The sequence below is a fragment of the Streptomyces sp. NPDC090045 genome (genome assembly GCF_044747975.1).
GTDB lineage: Bacteria > Actinomycetota > Actinomycetes > Streptomycetales > Streptomycetaceae > Streptomyces.
In genome coordinates this window covers 23,543-41,910 of sequence record NZ_JBIVFA010000023.1, presented here as the reverse complement: position 1 = coordinate 41,910, position 18,368 = coordinate 23,543, and the positions used below count along the sequence as shown (strand labels likewise).

The following is an 18,368-nucleotide window of genomic DNA, read 5'->3' as shown; positions in this document are numbered from 1 at the left end:
GCCCATGAGGAGAGACGTCCCATGCCCGACGATTTCGCGCCCCGAGCAGCAAGCGTCACCGACAACGACAGAACACTGGCGGGCGCGGTGCGGAGCGGGGTCAGGGACTTCAAGACCGAAAACCCGGTGGAGTTCCGGGAGATGGTGGGCGAGTTCGACGGCCGCCAGGCCAACGTGGCCGTGCTCGGCTTCGGCCGGATCAACGTCCGCGTCGGCGGCGGGGACGTCGTCATCGAGCCCGGGCTGGGATCGGGGGAGATGATGCACGGCGCGGTGTACCGGGAAACCGCCCAGCTGATCGCGGCCGGCCGCCTCACACCACTTCAGGCGTACTTCCGGGGAGACGTCATCGTCCGGGCTGCGGCCGGCGACCTGCACAACGGCTACGGCTTCTTCGTACGGTTCGCCGAACTCGCCTTCGGATCGGCAAGGCTGCGCACGCAGCTCGACGAGCTGTGCGATGAATTCCTCTGAGACCTTGACGCTCTCCCTCGACAACGGGTGGGCCGCGCGGCTCGACGACGCCCTGCACGAGGCGGTGACCGCACAGGACGCGGACCTGGGACGGATCGCCGGCGGATTGATCCGCCACGGCGGCAAGCGGCTGCGCCCGCAGTTGTTGTTCCTCGCCGCGAGCCTCGGCGAGGCCGACGAAACGCTGCTCGTCCATGCCGCCACCGCCATCGAACTCATGCACGTCGGATCGCTGCTGCACGACGACGTGATGGACGGTGCGGCGACGAGACGCGGAGCGCCCAGCGCGAACTCCCGGTGGGGCAACACACATGCCGCCACGACGGGTACGCACGTGCTCGCGTGCGCGATGGCCGAGCTGGCACACCTGCCGCACGGCGCGGTGTCGGCAGTGACGGAAGCGGCGTTCACGTTGTGCAGCGGCCAACTCCGCGAGACCGAGCACGTGTACGACACGGAGCTGGCCGCCGACGAGCATCTCGAGATCATCCGCATGAAGACGGCCACGCTGTTCGGGCTGCCGTGCCGGCTGGGCGCGGAGCTGGCCGACTGCGATCCTGGCCATGCAGACGCCCTGTTCCGCTTCGGACAGCACTTGGGGATCGCCTTCCAGCTCACCGACGACCTGCTCGACCTCGTCGGCGACCCGGCCAGTCTGGGCAAGCCGACGGGTACCGATCTCCGCGCCGGCGTGTTCTCGTACGCGGTTCTCCGCGCGCTGCGCCAGAACCCGAGCGGGCGGCTGGCGGCACTGCTGCGTCACGAGAACCTCACCGAGCGGGAGGCGGCCGAAGCGGCAGGGCTGGTCCGTCGCGGCGGCACCGTGGACCTGACGCGCGAACTCGTCCGTACGCATACCGACCGCGCCGCCACCGCCCTCGCCGAGCTCCCGGAATTCCCCGGCCTCGACGCCCTCGCCGACATGCCCCGACGGATCGCGAGCCGCATGCGATGAACCTGCCGAATCTCTACGACGCCGTGGTGGTCGGCGCGGGGCCCGCGGGCTGCGCTGCCGCCTACCATCTCGCGGTCCGGGGCCGCCGGGTCCTGCTGCTCGAGGCGCAGCGCTTCCCGCGGGACAAGGCGTGCGGCGATGCGCTGACGCAGCGCGCGGTCCGGATCCTCGCCGCGATGGGCGTCCTCGACTCACTGCCCCATGCGGAACGGATGCGGGGCGCGCGGGTCCACATGCGCGGCCGTGGCTGGCGCGACTTCGCCTACGACGCCTACCCGGGCGCGGACAGCCACTGCCTCGTGGTGCCGCGCGTCGTGCTCGACGAGGCCGTGGCCGCCCGCGCCGTTGCGGTCGGCGCCGAGCTCTGGGAGGGCGCCGCGGTCACCGCCCCGATCGTCGAGGGCGGACGGGTCGTCGGGGTACGGGTGTGCCGTGAGGGCCGCCCCGTCGACGTCCGGGCGGCTGCGGTCGTCGCCGCCGATGGTGCACGGTCCCCGCTGGCGCGCGCGGTCGGTCTGCTGCCCGGGGGCGACCTCGGCGTCGGTGTCGGCGTCCGCGGCTATCTGACCGGTCTCGACGGGCTGCCGGATCTCCAGGAGGCCTTCCTGCCCCTCGACGACCTTGCGGGACGGGACCTGTTGCCCTCGTTCGGCTGGATCAACCCGACGGGCGCTTCGGAAGCCAACATCGGCGTCGCGCTGTTCCGCCCCGGGTACGAAGGCCGCGCGGAGCAGGTGCTGCAGCAGTTCCTCACCCGGTTGAGCACACGCGGGAAGACGTCCGGCGGCCGGTTGCGCGGCCAGTGGGCGACGGCCCCGTTCCGCCTCGACTTCTCACCCGATCGCTGTGTCGGCGACGGCATCCTGCTCGTCGGCGACGCGGCCGGGCTGGTGAACCCCTTCACGGGGGAGGGCATCAGCTACGCGCTCGAGTCCGGAAAGACCGCCGCCGAGGTGATCGACCGCGGGCTGACCCGCGATCCCGCGCGTCCGGACCTGCTGGACCACGCCTTGCTGCTGGAGCATGCGTACTCCGGGTGGCTGGCGGCCGGCCGCCGGTCGGCACAGCGGTACCAGTTCGTCTGGCGGGTCCTGGAAAGCACCTTCGACAGCGAGCGCGCGCCGTTCGCACTGTGCCGCCGGGCGGTCCTCCTGCCCGAGGGCATCGGCGAACTCCGGGCGAACCGCACGATCGACGACGTGGCCGCGCTGATGGCACCCGGGGTCGACGTACGCGCCGATCTGCTCGGCGTCGGTGAGCTCATGACGAGCTCCGTCCGGGACGAGTGGCCCTTCCTGGCCCGTCTGGCCACGGCGGGCTGGGGAGATCCCGGAGTCCCGTTCCGGCCGGCGCTGTTGCTCCTGCTGGCAAGCCAGTTCGGCGACCCCGGCACGCGCTGCCGCATCGAGCTGGGCGCCGCGATCGAGCTGAGCGCGTTGGCGGCGCTCGCGCAACTCGGTGTGGAGAACACCCCGACACCACACTCCAGCTGGGGAAACAGGTTCGCCATCCTGGTCAGCGACCTGCTGATGTCGAAATCCCTGCACCTCGCCACCGACGGCGGCCCCCAGGCCCTCGCGATCCTCTCCCAAGCCGTCACGAAGGTGTGCACCGGCCGGATCCGCGAGCGGCAGCACGCGTTCGACCCGGGAGTGACCGAGGACGAGCATCTGTCGCTGGTCGAGCTGCAGACCGCATCGTCGTTCGAGCTGCCGTGCCGGCTCGGCGCCGTCGTGGCGGGAGCCGATCCGGAGCATGCCGGAGCACTCGCGCGCTACGGCCGTGCGCTCGGCGTCGCGTTCCGGCTGACCGAGGACGTCCGCAGGCTCACCGGGGCCACGGGCCCGGGGGACGACACCGCGGGCGCCGCGCTGCGCGACGGCACGCTGGCGCATCCCGTATTGGTCGCGCTGCGGCGTACACAAGGAAGACTGACGAGCCTTGTTCGCGGCGGGTGCCCGACGGCGGACGAGGTCGAGGAGGCGGTCGCGCTCGTCCGCGAGAGCGGAGCGCTCGACCTGACCCGTACGCTGGCACGCGAGCAGGCCGTCCGGGCGGCGGTCGCGCTCGAGGCACTGCCCGAAGGCCCCCCGCGCGCATCGTTGTTCGCGCTGATCGACTATGCGGTCACGCGACGGGTTCCGCAGCGGCCGGACCTGGAGTCACTGTTCGGGTGATCAGAATCCGGCTCCGGCTCCGGCATCCCGGGCCCGGGCCTGGGCCCGCAGCGTGCGGAAGCGCAGCCGGAGCGAGGGCGGCGCCCACCAGTTGGCGCCGCGGAGCAGTGTCATCGTGGCAGGAACCAGCACGCACCGCACCAGCGTGGCGTCGACGACGACGGCGACGGTCAGCGCGATCGCCAGCTGTTTCATGACCAGCAGCTCGCCCGTCGCGAAACCGACGAAGACGAGGCACATCAACGCGGCGGAGGAGCTGATGATCCGGGCGGAGCGCTGTACCCCGAGCTCGACCGCGAGGTCGTTGTCCACCCCGGAGTCGTGGAGTTCCTGAATGCGCGAGAGCAGGAACACCTCGTAGTCCATCGACAGGCCGAAGGCCAGCGCGAACACCACCACGGGGAGCCAGTAGCCCAGTCCTCCGAGCGTGTGCACTCCGAGCAGACCGGCGCCCCAGCCGTCCTGGAAGACGAGGACCAGAGCGCCGAACGACGCACCCAGCGAGAGGGTGTTCATCACGATCGCCTTGAGCGGGAGCAGCACCGAACCCGTCATCAGCAGCAGGAAGAGGAAGGTCGTCGCCGCGATCAGGGCGGCGGCCCGGGGCGCGTTGTCGACGACCTCGGCCCTGAAGTCGATGTCGAGGGCGCTGCGTCCCGTGACCCAGACGGGGAAGCCGGCGGGGCGGTCCGCCCGGATGTGCCGGACGAGCCGGTCGGCGGGCCGGCCCGCGGGGTCGGCCTTCGGCACCATGCGGACGAGCGCGACCCCGGGTCCCGCGGCCGTGGCCGTGCCCACCGCCTCGACGTCCGGGCCGCCCGCGAAGCGGCCCGCCCACCGCTGGAGCCGGGCCGGGTCGGTACGGGCCACGACCACCACCGCATCGGCGCGGTGCTGCGGAAACCGCTCCGCCACGGTGTCCGCAAAGCGTCGTGCCTCCGCCGCGGGCGGGAGCTGCCGTTCCCCGACGGGGCTGACCAGGTGGACGCGGAGGAACGGGGTGGCACAGGCGAGCAGCAGCACTCCGACGCCGAGGGCAGCAGGAAGCGCGTGCCGGCGGGTCCATCGGGCGAGCCGGGCGAACGCGCCGGAGCCGGTGTCACGGGCGGCGCAGGCTCCGATCCGATGCGGGAACGCCGCCAGCAGTGCCGGGGTCAGGGTCAGCGCGGCGGCGAGGGAGAGGGCCACGGTCCCTGCCGCGGCCAGGCCGATCGCGGCGTAGAAGTCGCTGGGGAAGGCGGCCAGCCCGCAGAGGGCGGCGGCGACGACGAGCGCCGCGAACCGGACCGAACGCCCTGCGGTGGCCATGGTCCGCACCACCGCCTCCGCGACGTCGTGTCCCGCGGCCCGCTCCTCCCTGAACCGCCCCACCGTCACCAGCGCATAGTCGATGGCCAGGGCCAGGCCCACCATGGTGGTCGTCGAGAGTGCGGGGGAGGTGAGGTCGTACCAGCGCGACAGGACCAGCAGCCAGAGCATCCCCGCGCCGACCGTGCACACGGCCGCCAACACCGGTACGGAGGCCGCCACCAGGCCGCCGAAGAGCACGTACAGCACCGCCAGGGTCACGGGCAGGGTGATCATCTCGCTGCGCCGCGTATCGGCCAGCGACCGGTCCGCCACCGCGCGGCGCGCGCGGTCGCTGCCGCCGAGGGTCACCTCGACGCCGGGAAGGGAGCCGGCGATTCCCCGCACCCGGGATTCGACCGCCGCCTCGGCCCTCCGCCGCACGTCGTCGGGGAGGCCTCGCCCCAGCCGGACCGATACCAGGGCGGCTCTTCCGTCGGCGGAAACGGCGGAATCGGCGGCAGCGGAAACGGCGCCGGGTGAGGCGGGTGAGGTGAGCGAGGTGGGGGCGGTCACCGCGATCACGCCGGGGACCGCGGACAGGTCACGTTGCGCGGCGGCCAGTTCCCGTTGGAACCGGGGATCCGCCACCGGCATGCCCGCCACGACCGCGTCGATCTGCCCTTCGAAGGACCGGATGCCGTCCAACAGGTGGTTTCCCCGGACCGACTCGTGCGGGGCCACGCTCCAGGGCTGCCGGTCCAGCCGGTCCACCACCGGCCCGACCGCGGCCAGCCCGGCACCCAGCACCAGCAGCCACATCAGCAGGACGAACCGGTGGTGGCGGACGCAGCCCAGAGCGAGCCGGGCCGACACCGTCGTGGCCGTGTCCGTGCCCGCGGGGCGGGGCGGAAGCTCCGTCAACCTGCGCACCGGCGGGCCCCCAGGCGGTACGCGGAGCCGATCGTGACATCGCCCGGCCGGCTCACCGTCAGACGGGTGAGCCCGCCGGGCGCGGGCGCCAGGCACCCGCCCCCGCCCTCGGCCCGGAGCCACGGCGAGTGGGCGAGCCGCAGGGTCACGGTTCCGGGCCCGGGCATCCGTACGACGACCTCGGCGGCGTCGGAGCGCACCACGGACGCGGGCGGATCCACCAGTGCCACCGGATCCTCGACCCGGTAGATCCGCCAGTGCGCGTCCCGCCACACCGGCTCCAGGTACGCGGGCCCGCTCGTCACCAGCGCGTACTCACGCTCCGAGGCGGCGTCCAGCGGGCCGTCGTGCAGGACGACGAAGCCCACCGCCCAGCGGTCGAGCCAGGCGCGGTAGGCATCGGCCGTGAAGGTTCCCCGGGGCACGCCGGCCCCGTCGTACCCGTCGTAGAACAGCGGTCCGCGCTCGACGTCGGCCTGCCGGTTCCAGCCGCGTGCCAGGGTGACGTGCGGCGCCAGCACGGCCGCCTCTCGATGGCTGCGCGCCATGACCACCTCCACCCTGGAGCGGCCCGCTCCCAGCCGTTCGAGGGCGCCGACGACACCGCCGGTCTCCGCGGCCCACCGGGGGACCTTCGCCGTGTCCATGACGTGGGCCGCGGTATTGCCTCCCACCCAGGTGATGGCGAGGACGAGTCCGAGGACGAGGCAGGTCTGCCGGGCCGTGCCGGGCCACCTGGGGGGACCGTCCGCCGGGAGGGCGTGTCCGTGCCCCGCCATCGCGGCGGCGAGCAGCAGCGGGGGCGCCGCGAGATGGGCGAGCCGTTCGACATTCGTCCCGACCGGCGAGGGGATCAGACAGGCCAGCCCGACTCCCACCGCGTACAGCGCCGCGGCCGCCCGCGGCAGCCGCCACGACCGCGGGACCGCCACGATGACGGCTACGGCCATGAGCAGCGGGGGCCAGATCCGCACCAGGCCCATGGGCTGTTGCCCGTGGAAGGGGAACAGCCAGGAGGTCAGGCCGAGGACGGCGACGGGAGGCACCAGTAGCGCGGCCGCCGCCGCCCGACGGGACGTCAGCAGGCAGGCCGTACCCATCAAGACAAGGAACAGTCCGGCGACGGGGCTGGCCATGGTGGCCAGCAGCGCCCAGCCGGCCGGGACCGCGCCGCGGCGCCCACTCACGAGCGCCAGCGCCGCCGCGAGCCCGAAGACGACGCCCAGGAGGAAGGTGGTGCGCCCAGAGGCCGCCTGGCACCAGAGCATGACGGCCGCCAGCAGGGCCGGCCACTGGGCCCGGTCCACTCCGCAGCGGGCACAGATGCGCCCGGCCAGCCAGGTGGACACGAGGCCGCTCGCCAGGGTCACGGGGACCACCCCGAAGGCGGCCATCACATAGGGCGAGATCAGACTGTAGGAGCCGGTGTGCAGGCCGCCGTGCCAGCCGAGGTTGTACACGGCACCGGGGTGGCGCGCGACGAACCCCGCCCATGCCTCCTGCGCCGCGAGGTCCCCGCCACCGGTCGCGAGGGCCAGGGCCCACAGGGCGTAGAGCGGGAGCACGGACCCCGTGGCGATCAGCGGCACACGATGACGCAGGTGCCACGGCTCGCGGGCGGGCACGGCCTCCGGACGGCGGGGTGTGGCCGGCCGCGGGGAAAGTTCGACGGTGGTCACGGACCGGGCTCCCATTCGGCTGCTCTCCGGGGCTGCCGGGTCGCATGATCGTCGAAGGCCGGCGGGCTCGGCCGACGGCGCGCCCACCGGGCTCCGACGAGCTGCCGCCTGATCGGCGGCTCACGGCTCCGTGGACCTACCGCATGACGCGGGCGTCCACCTCGGCGCGATCGAGGTCGCTGTAGTCGGTCGCCTGGATCTCCATGTGGATGCCGTCCAGCGTCTGCCTCAGTGAGCTCTTGGACGAGGCGAACACCATCTTGTGCTTGATGGTGCTGCTCTCGGGGAGCCAGGAAAACAGGACGATCTTGCTGGACTTCCGTCCGTCCGACTGCTCGTACTCGTAGTCGTGGAGGGCGTACCGGGGCTCGCCCTCCGGAAGGAGATCGACGAACTCGTCGTAGGTGTCGACCTTGCCGGACTTGTCGACGATGATCTCCGAGAGATCATCGGACAGCCGGCACAACTGGTAGTTGGTCTTCCTGGTCTGGAGCTTCTTGAATTCGAGCAGGACGTCGTCTTCGATCGATGTGCCGTTGCTGGACATCAGTGTCACCTTTCGTTGGCGCGGTCCTCAGGGGTTCGCGGCCCCATGTCTACTGCCTGCCCGGGGCGCGGGGTCAGGGCCAAGGGAGTGATCTTGGATGCGCCGGGCATCCGGGCCGGCTGGGGACGAGCCGATACCGGTCATCCTGCGGGGCGGCGGGACTGGGCGTGGCCCGGCGCGGGCAGGCACTCCGGGTGCTGAAGCAACCGGATGCCCTGCCCCGTCAGATCTCCGACGCCTACGTCGACGCCTTGGTCGAGCTCGAGCCGATCGTCGGCACCGCTCTGGGGGTGCCCGGCGCTTCGGGCGCGCTGCCCGACCTCTCGCCGGACGGCCGGCAGGCCGTGGCCGAGCTCGCGCGCTCGACGCTTGCGCAGCTCACGGCCGCCGAGCGGGCGCCGGGCGCGGGCAGTGCGGTCGAACGGCGGTGCGCCACCCTGCTGAAGGAGAGGCTCGAGGCGGAGCTGGCACAGTTCGAGGCCGGTGAGCACCTGCGTGCGGTGGACAACCTCTCCTCGCCGCTCCACCAGGTACGCAAGGTCTTCTCGCTGATGCCGGTGTCGACGGAAGAGGACTGGCGGGCCGTCGCGCGGCGCCTGAACGCGGTGCCCGCCGCCCTGGCCGGCTACCGGGCCTCGCTCGGCGAGGGCGTACGACGGGGCCTGCCGGCCGCGCCCCGTCAAGTGGCCGAGAACATCGTCCAGCTGAACGAGTGGCTGGGCACGGGAGGCTTCGGCCAGCTGGCCGCCGGCGCCCCCGAGGGCGGCCCGCGCAGGGAGGCCAAGACGGCGGCGCGGGTGGCCACCGGGGCGGTCGCCGAGCTGCGCGACTGGTTTGCCCAGGTGTACGCAGCGCGGGTCGACGGCCAGCCGGACGCGGTGGGCGGCGAACGCTACGCGCGCTTCGCCCGCATCTACACCGGCGCCGAGGTGGATCCGGACGAGGCGTACGCGTACGGATGGTCGGAGTTCCACCGGCTGCTCGCCGAGATGCGCGCCGAGGCCGGGCGGATCCGGCCCGGGGCGGACGACCCGTGGGAGGCACTGGCCTGGCTCGACCGGCACGGCCGTGCCGTCGAGGGCGCGGAGGAGACACGGCTGTGGCTGCAGGGGTTCATGGACGACGCCGTCGACGCACTGGACGGGACGTACTTCGACCTGGCCGAGCCCGTGCGGCGGGTGGAGTCCCGTATCGCCCCGCCGGGCGGCGCGGCCGCCCCGTACTACACGCAGCCCTCGCTGGACTTCGCCCGCCCGGGACGCACCTGGCTGCCGACGCTCGGCCGGACCCGCTTCCCGACCCACCATCTGGTGTCGACCTGGTACCACGAGGGGGTGCCGGGCCACCACCTCCAGCTGGCGCACTGGACGGTCGCCGCCGCGTCCCTCTCCCGCTACCAGACGCAGGTCGGCAAGATCAGCGCCGTCACCGAGGGCTGGGCGCTGTACGCCGAACGCCTCATGGACGAACTCGGCTTCTACACCGAGCCGCAGGACCGGCTCGGCCACCTCGACGCCCAGATGATGCGGGCCGTGCGGGTCGTCGTCGACCTCGGCATGCACCTGCGGCTCGACATCCCGGCGCACTCGCCGTTCGCCGCCGGCCGGCGCTGGACCCCGGCCCTGGCCCGGGAGTTCCTCGGCCGCTACTCCGGCCGGCCGCCCGCGTACCTGGACAGTGAGATCGTCCGCTACCTGGGCCGGCCGGCGCAGTCGATCACGTACAAGCTGGGCGAACGCACCTGGTTGCAGGGCCGGGAGACGGCCCGGGCGAAGCAGGGCGCGGACTTCGACCTCAAGCGGTGGCACATGGCCGCACTGTCGCTCGGCTCCCTGGGGCTCGACGACTTGCGGGAGGAACTGGGCCGCCTCTGAGCGGCCGGGAGATCCCCGCCCGACCGGCCACCGGTCCAGGGCTTCCGGATGCGGGCCGGTGGGCGGATGATCGGATCGTGAGCCGTGCACGGGATCTGCGGGCGGAGTTCCGGACCAAGGCTGCGGCGGCGTTCTCGTTCCTGGTCGAGGAGTCGGGTTTCGCGCAGCCGGAGATGACGGAGAGCCTGTTCTCCACCGGTCCGGGACTGCTTTTCCGCGGCCCCGGGCTGGACGTCGACGTGATGTTCCACGACGGTCGGGAACCCCAGGTGGTGACGAGCCTGGCCGCCGTCGGGCCGGACGGCGTACGGAGTCGGTGGGCCGAACTGGACGGGCTCTACGCAGCCGCCGGATGCGGGCCCGTTCAGGACGTTCCCGGCCAGGCACCGAACCGGCGGTCGACCCTCAAACGGCTCGATCAGCACGCCACGGCATTGCGTCGGCTCATGGCACACCTGCCGGCTCCCGAACTCAGCCAGTCGATCATCCGCTTCGCCGCGTTGCGATGGGAGAGGTGACCCGGCCGGGCGCGCGCCGACCTGCGCCGGTCCCGCGAGCGGTATATCAAAGAGCGTGAAGGTGAGCGCGAGGCCTCTATGGTCGCCGCCCCCCCACGGCTGAGGAGTGCGTCGCGTGGAGTTCGAGGTCAATGGCGCCCGGCGCACGGTGGACGTGGACGACGACCCGGCCGCCGTGGAGGTGGTGCGGGACCGGCTGGGTCTGACCGGCACCAAGCTGGTCTGCGCGGGCGGGGTGTGCGGGGCCTGCACGATCCAGGTCGACGGGGAGCCCCGGGTCTCCTGCCTGACACCGGCGGTCGTGCTGGCCGGCCGGCGGGTGACGACGGTGGAAGGCCTGTCCGGCCATCCGGTGGCGCGTGCCTTCGCCGGCGAGGACGCCCTCCAGTGCGGCTACTGCACCCCGGGGTTCGTGGTCGAGGCGGCAGCGTTCTTCGAGCGGTGGCGGGCGGAGCACGGCCGCACCCGTCCGGGCCGGGAACGGATCGCGGACGCGCTGGCGGGCCACCTGTGCCGCTGCGGCGCGTACGAGGGGATCTTCAGGGCGGTGGCCGCCGCCTGCGCCGGCGCCTACGACACGGAGCCGACAGGCGGGCAGGCACCGGCGGCTCCGCGCGCCGAGGCCCCGGAGAAGGCCGCTGGATCGGCCCGGTACACCACGGACCTGCGGCCTGAGGGGCTGCTGGAGGGGGTGATCATCCGCTCGCCGCACGCGCACGCGCACGTACGCGCCCTGGAAGCCGGAGACCGCCCGCTGGTGCCGCTGCTGCCTCCCGACGGCGTGGTGCGCTACGTCGGGCAGCCGGTGGCCGCGGTCGCTGCGTCGGACCGGGCCTCCGCCCGGGCGGCCGCCGCGCAGGTCAGGGTGGACTACGAGGTGCTGCCGGCGGCCCTCGACGTAGGCCGGGCCCGGACCGGCGAGGGCCCGCTGGTCTACGAGGACAAGGCGGCGCGCAAGCGGGCGCCCGGGTCCGGCGAGACGCCCCAGCTGGTGCCCGCCCGCTGGCGCGGCAACCTGCGGGGCCCCTCCGCCATGAGCAAGCGCCCCGCCACGGCCGTACGCCGCATCACCGAGGCCCGCGGCCGGAACCCCGAGCGGGTGGTGGAGGGCGTGTTCACCACCGCCGCGCAGACCCACACCCCGCTCGAACCGCACGCCTGCCTGGCCCAGTGGATCGACGGCAGTCTCCACCTGGACGTCTCCACGCAATCGGTGAAGCGCGTGGCCGAGCTCGCCGCCGAGCGCTTCGGCCTGCCCGCCGAACGGGTGATCGCGAGGGCCGTCCACGTGGGTGGCGGCTTCGGCTGCAAGATGGGGCTGACCTCCGACGTCGTCGCCGCGGTGGAGCTGGCCCGGCTGCACGGCGCCCCGGTGCGGGTGGCGCTGGACCGGGACGAGGAGCTCACCGACGGCGGATACCGGCCCGGCACCCGGATCCGGCTGGCGATGGTCGCGGACGCGGCCGGCGACCTGAGCGCGCTGGCCATGGACGCCGACAGCGACGGCGGGGTCTCGGTGGGCGGCGCCGTGGCGTCACTGGCCCGGTTCATGTACGGCAAGGCCCCGCGCCGCCTCCGCGACTTCGACACCGTCACCCACCGGCCTCCGGGCGCCCCGTTCCGCGGCCCGGGCGGACCCACGATGTGCTGGGCCCTGGAGCAGGCCGTCGACGAGATGGCCCACCGGCTCGGCCAGGACCCGATCGCCCTGCGCCGCCGCTGGGACGGCAACCCCAAACGGCACGCCCTGTACGACCGGGCCGCCGCTCTTCCGCTCTGGTCGGGACCCCGCGGCGGCACCGGGAGGTTCCGCCGCGGCGTCGGCGTCGCGGCGGCCAACTGGCTGTACCTCCTCGATCCCGCCACCGAGGTCGAACTCACCGTCGAGGACGGAGTCGTCGTCGCCCGCTGCGCCGTGCAGGACATGGGCACGGGCTCGCGGACCGTGCTGCGCCGGGCCGTCGCCGAGGGCCTCGGCGTACCGGAGGACAGGGTGCGCGCCGAGGTCGGCCGGAGCGACGCCGTGCACGGTCCCACCTCCGGCGGCAGCCGCACCACGCCCTCCATCGCGCCCGCCGCCGCGGACGCCGCAGCCCGGCTGCGCGAGGCGCTCGGCGGTGGCGACGTCGCCGCCCGGCTGGACTCGGCGCACGGCGTACGGGTGACCGGCCGGCGCCCCCGCGACCGCCGGGGCTTCGTCACCCCCTTCACCCTGGGCGGCATCGCCATCGGCCGCGGCTTCACGGGATCGGTGCAGGTCGCCGAGGTCGAGGTGGACACACGCCTCGGCCGGGTCCGCCCGCTGCGCGTGTGGAGCGGCATCGCCGCGGGCCGCATCCACGAGGACCGGCTCGCCCGCAGCCAGTGCGAGGGCGCCGTCGTCCAGGGCATCGGCTACGCCCTGTACGAGGAACGGCGCACCGATCCGGTCACCGGCCGGGTGCTGACCGAGAACCTGGAGGACTACCGCATCCCCGGGATCGGCGACACCCCCGAGATCACCGTGCACTTCCATCAGGAGGGCTTCGAGCACGTCCCCGGCGGCGGCGTCGGGCTCGGCGAGATCTCGACCCTGCCCACCGCGGCCTGCCTGGCCAATGCGGTCCACGACGCGACCGGATGGCGCCCGTACGACATGCCCATCCGCCCCGACCGGCTCCTGGAAGGACTGGGTACGTGAGCAGCGAACCCGCCCTCGCCGACCTCTCGGCCGCCGTCCTGGCCCGTGGCGGGGAGCTGCGCGCCGGTGGCACCGACACCACCGCCCGGCAGCGCAGCGGCATCTCCCCGGGGCCGTTCACCGACCTCGACGGCGCCGGCCACCTGCGCGGCTGTACGCCGCTCCCCGGCGGCGGGCTGCGTATCGGAGCCCTGACCACCCTCGCCGCGCTGGCCGCCGATCCGCAGGTGCGCGCCGGCTGGCCGGCCCTCGCGGTTTCGGCCGGGACGGCGGCCACTCCGCAGATCCGCGCCGCCGGCACCCTGGGCGGCAACCTGCTGCAGCGCAACCGCTGTTGCTACTACCGCAATCCCCACGTCAGCTGCCTCCAGAAGGGCGGCACCGGCTGCCCCGCGCGCGAGGGCGACCACCACTTCGGCGTGGTCAGCGGCGCCGGCCCGTGTGTCGCCCCGCACCCGTCCACCCTCGCGATGGCCCTGCTCACCTACGATGCCGAGGCCGAGATCCACGGCGAGTCCCCGCGCGGCGTCGCCGACTTGTACGGGGACGGGAACCGGCTCTTCCACGCGGACCACCTGCTGCCGCCGGAGCGCATCCTCACCGCGGTCCTCCTGCCGCCGCCCCTGCCCGGCGAACGCGCCGCCTGCCACCGGGCCATCAGCCGGGCCCACGCCGAATGGCCTCTGGTCGAGGCCACCGCCCGGGTCGCGCTCGACGGCTCCACCCTCACGCACGCCGCCGTCGCGGCGGGCGGGGTGGCGCGCGTCCCGCTGAGGCTGGCGGAGGTCGAGGCCGCCCTGATCGGCCGCGAGGCCACTCCCGCGGTCCTCGCCGCGGCCGCCGCCACGGTACTCGCCCGTTGCCGGCCGCTGCCACAGACCGGCTACAAGGCCACGCTGTTCAGGGACACCGTCCTGGAAGCCCTGGAACAGGCCGTCGGACGGGACGCCGCCGGCTGGTGATCGATCCGCTCCACGGCTGAATCCACGGCGGACGCGGCCGGGGCGGCGGGCGTGGCGTCGGGATTTGTGCGGGTTGTCGGGTGATGATGACGTAGTGCGACTTGATCACGTGTCCTATGCGGTGGCCCGCGACAGCTTCGTCTCGACCGTCCAGTGGATCGGATCGGCCCTTGGCGCCGGCTTCGTCGACGGGGGCGTGCACCCGCGATTCGGCACCCGCAATTTCATTCTCCCGCTGAGCGGCGGCACCTTCGTCGAGGTCGTCACCACACTCGACCACCCCGCCGCCGACCGCGCACCCTTCGGCCAGGCGGTCGCGCGCCGCGCCGCCGAGGGCGGTGGCTGGCTCGGTTGGGTGGTCTCCGTAGACGACATGGCCCCGGTCGAGGCCCGCCTCGGCCGCACCTCGGCCGAGGGCCACCGTGTCCGCCCCGACGGGTTCGACCTGAGGTGGAAGCAGATCGGCCTGCTGGAACTGCTGGAGGACCCGCAGCTGCCCTACTTCCTCCAGTGGTTGGTCCCCATCGAGGAACGCCCGAGCGCCGACCCGCGCACCTCCACCACCATCCACGGGGTCTCCATCGCCGGCGACGCCGCCTCCATCGCCGAATTCCTCGGCGAACCGGCCGACCACCCCCTCGACCAGATCGACGTCACCTGGGTCGCGGATGAGGAACCGGGCCTGGTCTCGGTCGAGTTCGCCACCGCCCACGGCCCGGTCACGATCTGACCAGGGCCCGACTGCCCCACGGGAGCAGCCGGCTGAGGTCTCCTGGCCAGCGCGTGCCTCTTTGATGGGGTGGTCTGTTGATCGGACGTGTCTGCCCGATTAGTGATCACTGATGCGATGCGGGGCCGGATCGAGCCGCCGATGCCGGCCGATCCGGTCCGCCCACCAGGCAGCACTCCACCTCGCCGCCATCCTCATCTGGGCACGACGCTGACCAAAGGGACAGAACCCAGGTCCTCCCTCCTGATCATGCGTCACCCGATCCACAGCTCCTATGATTCGTCATGTGCCTGACAGCTGTGGCCCCGTGTCACTCCCACGAACGGCACCACACCGGAAGGGAGCGATCGGCACATGACCAAGCCCGAGAGCGCGGGACACGACTACGACGTCGTCATCAGCGGAGCCAGCCTCGCCGGCAGCGCCGCGGCGATCCTGCTCGCCCGACGCGGTGTCCGCGTCGCACTGCTGGAACGCCGCTCGGACCCCGAAGCGTACAAAGTGCTGTGCACCCACTCCATCACGGCCAACGCCTACCCCGTGCTGGACGAACTCGGCCTCGTCCCCGCCATCGAGAAGGCGGGCGCCGTCCGCAACGAGGCCCGCTGGTACACCCGCTGGGGATGGATCGAGCCGAGGGCCGCGCCGGCGGGCCCCGAGCTGCCGTACGCGTACAACATCAGGCGCAGCGTCCTCGACCCGTTGATCAGGTCCCGCGCGGCGGAGACCCCCGGCGTCGATCTCCTCCTCGGGCATCAGGTGACCGGTCTGGTCCGAGAAGCCGGACGAACCACGGGCGTGCGCGCCTCGACCCCACAGGGCGAGCGCGAGATCCGGGCGCGCCTGGTGGTCGGCGCCGACGGCAAGGACTCGGCCGTGGCGAAGTTCGCCGAGGCTCCTGTACAGCAGTACGAGAACGCGCGGTTCGGCTATCTCGCGCACTTCCGCAACCTTCCGCTGCACGGCGGGATAGGCCAGACCTGGTTCCTCGAACCCGACATGGCCTACGCGTTCCCCAACGACGACGGGGTGACGGTCATGGCCGTCCTCCCGGACAAGAAGCGGCTGCCGGCCTTCCGGGAAGACCTGGAGGGCAGCTTCCTCTCCTTCATCCGTGCCCTGCCGGAAGCGCCGCCCATCGACTCCGCCGAACGCGTCACGAAGATCATAGGCTTGGTCAACTACCCGCTGCACAGCCGCAAGCCGACCACACCGGGCGTCGCGCTCATCGGTGACGCCGCCCTGACCGGCGACCCCCTGTGGGGAGTGGGATGCGGGTGGGCCCTGGAGTCCGCGCAATGGCTGGCCGAGGCGGTCGCCCCGGCCGCAGCCGGCGGGGGAGACCTCGACCGGTCACTCGCCGTGTACGAGCGCAGGCACCGGCGCCGGCTGCGCGGCTACCAGTACCTGGCCGCCGACTTCGCCACGGCCCGTCCGTTCAATCCCGTGGAGCGGCTGATGTTCTCGGCGGCAGCGCGCGATGAAGCGGCGGCGCGCCACATGCATCTGTTCGCCTCCCGCCTGATCACTCCGCTGCGCTTCTTGAACCCCGTCGCACTGGCCAAGGCTTCGGTCGTCAACATCAGGCATCGCGGGGCGGCCGTGCCACCCGCGCGCCTGTCACGAACGGGGTCGTGACGGGCTCCGCGCGCCGGACTCCCGTTCCCACTCCCCGTCGTCCTCGCGGCCGAAGCCGGAAGGCCCGCCGCGGCCCTGCCCGGTGGACAGGAACTCCCGGAAGACCTGTGCGGAGCGCGGGTTCTGCCCGCACTGCCACACGCCGTGCGGGCAGTAGTCGGTGATGCTGTGGTAGAGCGGCTCGTGGTCGGCGATCCACGCCAGCATGCGCCGCATGTACTCGGGGTTGTCGCCGTTCCGGAACAGCCCCCACTCGGGGTACGAGATCTGCTTGCCGTGCGCCTTCGCGAAGTCGACATGGTGCTGGAGTCCGTAGGGCTGGTCGACCTGCTCGTCGAAGGTGTCACCGGGCGGCTGGTCGTAGGAGTCCATGCCGACGACGTCGACCACGTCGTCACCGGGGTAGCACCTGGTCCAGGCGATCGCGTCACTGCCGCGGTTGGGGGCGAAATCGAAAAGGAAGCGCTGCCCCTCCACCGAGCGCATGGCAGCCACGATGCGCCGCCAGTACCTCTTCCAGTTCTCGGGGTCGGGCTTGCACCGGTGGGTGTAGTTGAAGCCGTTCATCTCCCACCCGAGCACGATCACCGTGTCCGGCACCCCGAGGTCGACCAGACGCTCGGCCAGCCGCCGGAAGTGGTGGTCGTACTCACCCTCCGCGCCGGAGCGGATCAGCTCGGCGATCCGGCCCTCGGGGACGCCGCCCTCGTTGTGCTCCTGCATGGGCACGTTCAGGACGAACAGCCGATCGGCTCTCGCATTGCGCCACCGCGCCCAGCTGCGCAGGGAATCGGGTGCCCCCTCGATGTTCTCCCAGGTGTCGCCGGGCAGGTAGGTGTGCCCGGCGCGCAGGTCGGCGTCCCCGAGCCAGCGCGAGAGTCCCTGCATCCTCTCCACGCCGGGCGAGCCGTAGTGGAGATAGGCGCCCACGGCGACCTCGGTCCCGCCGCCACCGTGGGAAACGTCTCGCGGCGGCGGGGAGAGGGCGCCCCCGGTGAGGAGCAGGGCGGCTGCGACCGTACTTGTGCAGGCGCCAGCCAGCCAGCGGCCTCGATGGGACATGACACCTCCGCAAGCTCCGTGGACCGATGTGTCTGCCTGTGACGTTAGGCATCTCATCCGATTCGCTGCCTGTCCGGTGTCCGGATCCTGGGCCATTTGCGGCAGCCGGCCGCCTCCGCTTGGCCCGACCGGGTGAAGGCCGCCACCCGGGCGCGCCGTGACTCCGACCAAGGGTCAGCGCAGAGTCAGCACCATGACGTCGTACGCGGGGGACGCATCCCCGTACCGAGCCCGGCCGACGTTCCGGTAGCCCCAAGCGCCGTACGCCGCCCGTGCGGGCGCGGCCTCGGGCTCCGGCCGCATCGTGAGAGCGATCCTCTCGGCCTCCAGACCCGACAGGAGACGCCGGTGCAATTCCGCGGCGATGCCTTGCCGACGCCACTTCCTGCGCACCGCGAGCTCGGCGAGGTTGAAGGTCCTCCGGCCGGTCTCCTTCACGAAGGCGTCCCCGAGGGGCTCCCGCATCGCGCCCCACCAGCCGGTGTCCGCCGCAAGCCGGAAGCCGTACGCAAAGCCGGCGATCTCGCCGGCGGCCCGTGCCAGGACGAGGCGGAAGCCGTCCCGCGTCGCTTGCCGCCGCGCACGCGCGAGGAAGTCGACGGCGTCCTGAGGACCTTCGAGGTACGGCGGTTCGGCATAGACCTCCCGGTAGACAGGCACGACCGCATCCAACTTCCCTACGACCTCGTCGAAACGTTCCATCTGCTCGAACGACACACCGCTCAACCCGGACTCCCACCCTGAGTGCACGCGCGCCCCCGACGGCTGTCCGCCGCCCTGAGGGCAAGATCATGAAGTCAACGTAGAGGACCGCCCGGCGAGCGCACCGGGCACGGTCCCCGAGCCGGGGCG

Annotated in this window: 14 protein-coding genes; 9 read left to right on the top strand and 5 right to left on the bottom strand. The window is 72.8% G+C overall.

What is annotated here, in order from left to right; genetic code table 11:
• Positions 1-21 precede the first annotated feature (21 nt).
• Genes ACIPYQ_RS38115 through ACIPYQ_RS38105 form a run of 3 tightly spaced genes read left to right on the top strand, consistent with a single transcriptional unit; the run spans position 22 to position 3,606 of the window.
• Positions 22-474 (top strand): hypothetical protein, encoded by a 453-nt coding sequence (locus ACIPYQ_RS38115; protein WP_401258907.1) that lies wholly within the window; start codon positions 22-24, stop codon positions 472-474.
• Entirely contained in the window at positions 461-1,429 is a 969-nt protein-coding gene (locus ACIPYQ_RS38110) for a polyprenyl synthetase family protein (RefSeq protein ID WP_401258906.1), read from the top strand. The genes ACIPYQ_RS38115 and ACIPYQ_RS38110 overlap by 14 nt, the downstream gene beginning before the upstream one ends.
• Positions 1,426-3,606, top strand: coding sequence for a geranylgeranyl reductase family protein (locus tag ACIPYQ_RS38105; protein WP_401258904.1), 2,181 nt, complete (start codon positions 1,426-1,428; stop codon positions 3,604-3,606). Before ACIPYQ_RS38110 ends, ACIPYQ_RS38105 begins: the two co-directional genes overlap by 4 nt.
• Here the strand turns inward: ACIPYQ_RS38105 and ACIPYQ_RS38100 are convergent, their stop codons facing one another.
• The 3 genes from ACIPYQ_RS38100 to ACIPYQ_RS38090 all read right to left on the bottom strand — a co-directional run bounded on the left by ACIPYQ_RS38100 (position 3,607) and on the right by ACIPYQ_RS38090 (position 8,052).
• A complete protein-coding gene (locus ACIPYQ_RS38100) occupies positions 3,607-5,817 on the bottom strand; it encodes an MMPL family transporter (RefSeq protein ID WP_401258903.1) in 2,211 nt (736 codons plus the stop codon). It lies immediately after the preceding gene.
• Entirely contained in the window at positions 5,814-7,505 is a 1,692-nt protein-coding gene (locus ACIPYQ_RS38095; RefSeq protein ID WP_401258902.1) for a hypothetical protein, read from the bottom strand. Before ACIPYQ_RS38095 ends, ACIPYQ_RS38100 begins: the two co-directional genes overlap by 4 nt.
• A gap of 136 nt (positions 7,506-7,641) precedes the next feature.
• Positions 7,642-8,052 carry an actin-binding ADF family protein gene (locus ACIPYQ_RS38090; protein WP_401258900.1) on the bottom strand — a complete coding sequence of 137 codons (411 nt, stop codon included), beginning with the start codon at positions 8,050-8,052 and terminating at the stop codon, positions 7,642-7,644.
• Positions 8,053-8,246: 194 nt separating this feature from the next.
• Between ACIPYQ_RS38090 and ACIPYQ_RS38085 the strand changes: the two genes are divergently transcribed.
• From ACIPYQ_RS38085 to ACIPYQ_RS38060, 6 genes are all read left to right on the top strand, one after another.
• Positions 8,247-9,926: a DUF885 domain-containing protein gene (locus ACIPYQ_RS38085; RefSeq protein ID WP_401258899.1), complete on the top strand. Its 1,680-nt coding sequence runs from the start codon at positions 8,247-8,249 to the stop codon at positions 9,924-9,926.
• 77 nt (positions 9,927-10,003) lie between these two features.
• Positions 10,004-10,444 carry a hypothetical protein gene (locus ACIPYQ_RS38080; protein ID WP_401258898.1) on the top strand — a complete coding sequence of 147 codons (441 nt, stop codon included), beginning with the start codon at positions 10,004-10,006 and terminating at the stop codon, positions 10,442-10,444.
• Between the two features lie 115 nt (positions 10,445-10,559).
• The gene (locus tag ACIPYQ_RS38075; protein WP_401258896.1) at positions 10,560-13,124 is read left to right on the top strand and encodes a molybdopterin-dependent oxidoreductase; all 2,565 of its coding nucleotides are present in this window, start codon (positions 10,560-10,562) and stop codon (positions 13,122-13,124) included.
• A complete protein-coding gene (locus ACIPYQ_RS38070) occupies positions 13,121-14,086 on the top strand; it encodes an FAD binding domain-containing protein (protein ID WP_401258894.1) in 966 nt (321 codons plus the stop codon). Before ACIPYQ_RS38075 ends, ACIPYQ_RS38070 begins: the two co-directional genes overlap by 4 nt.
• A 94-nt stretch (positions 14,087-14,180) precedes the next feature.
• On the top strand, positions 14,181-14,816 hold the full coding sequence (locus ACIPYQ_RS38065) for a VOC family protein (protein WP_401258892.1): 636 nt from the start codon (positions 14,181-14,183) through the stop codon (positions 14,814-14,816).
• Between the two features lie 354 nt (positions 14,817-15,170).
• A complete protein-coding gene (locus tag ACIPYQ_RS38060; RefSeq protein WP_401258890.1) occupies positions 15,171-16,454 on the top strand; it encodes an NAD(P)/FAD-dependent oxidoreductase in 1,284 nt (427 codons plus the stop codon).
• On the opposite strand, the gene ACIPYQ_RS38055 is transcribed toward ACIPYQ_RS38060, so the two are convergent.
• On the bottom strand, positions 16,437-17,516 hold the full coding sequence (locus tag ACIPYQ_RS38055) for a glycosyl hydrolase (RefSeq protein WP_401258887.1): 1,080 nt from the start codon (positions 17,514-17,516) through the stop codon (positions 16,437-16,439). The two genes, ACIPYQ_RS38060 and ACIPYQ_RS38055, sit on opposite strands and share 18 nt — an antisense overlap.
• Before the next feature lie 174 nt (positions 17,517-17,690).
• The gene (locus ACIPYQ_RS38050; protein WP_401258994.1) at positions 17,691-18,233 is read right to left on the bottom strand and encodes a GNAT family N-acetyltransferase; all 543 of its coding nucleotides are present in this window, start codon (positions 18,231-18,233) and stop codon (positions 17,691-17,693) included.
• Between the last annotated feature and the right edge of the window lie 135 nt (positions 18,234-18,368).

Bases quoted from the DNA above. Each gene is read 5' to 3' on its own strand.
- ACIPYQ_RS38060 (WP_401258890.1), top strand. From the start codon at position 15,171: ATGACCAAGCCCGAGAGCGCGGGACACGACTACGACGTCGTCATCAGC.
- ACIPYQ_RS38105 (WP_401258904.1), top strand. From the start codon at position 1,426: ATGAACCTGCCGAATCTCTACGACGCCGTGGTGGTCGGCGCGGGGCCC.
- ACIPYQ_RS38110 (WP_401258906.1), top strand. From the start codon at position 461: ATGAATTCCTCTGAGACCTTGACGCTCTCCCTCGACAACGGGTGGGCC.
- ACIPYQ_RS38090 (WP_401258900.1), bottom strand. From the start codon at position 8,052: ATGTCCAGCAACGGCACATCGATCGAAGACGACGTCCTGCTCGAATTC.
- ACIPYQ_RS38115 (WP_401258907.1), top strand. From the start codon at position 22: ATGCCCGACGATTTCGCGCCCCGAGCAGCAAGCGTCACCGACAACGAC.
- ACIPYQ_RS38055 (WP_401258887.1), bottom strand. From the start codon at position 17,516: ATGTCCCATCGAGGCCGCTGGCTGGCTGGCGCCTGCACAAGTACGGTC.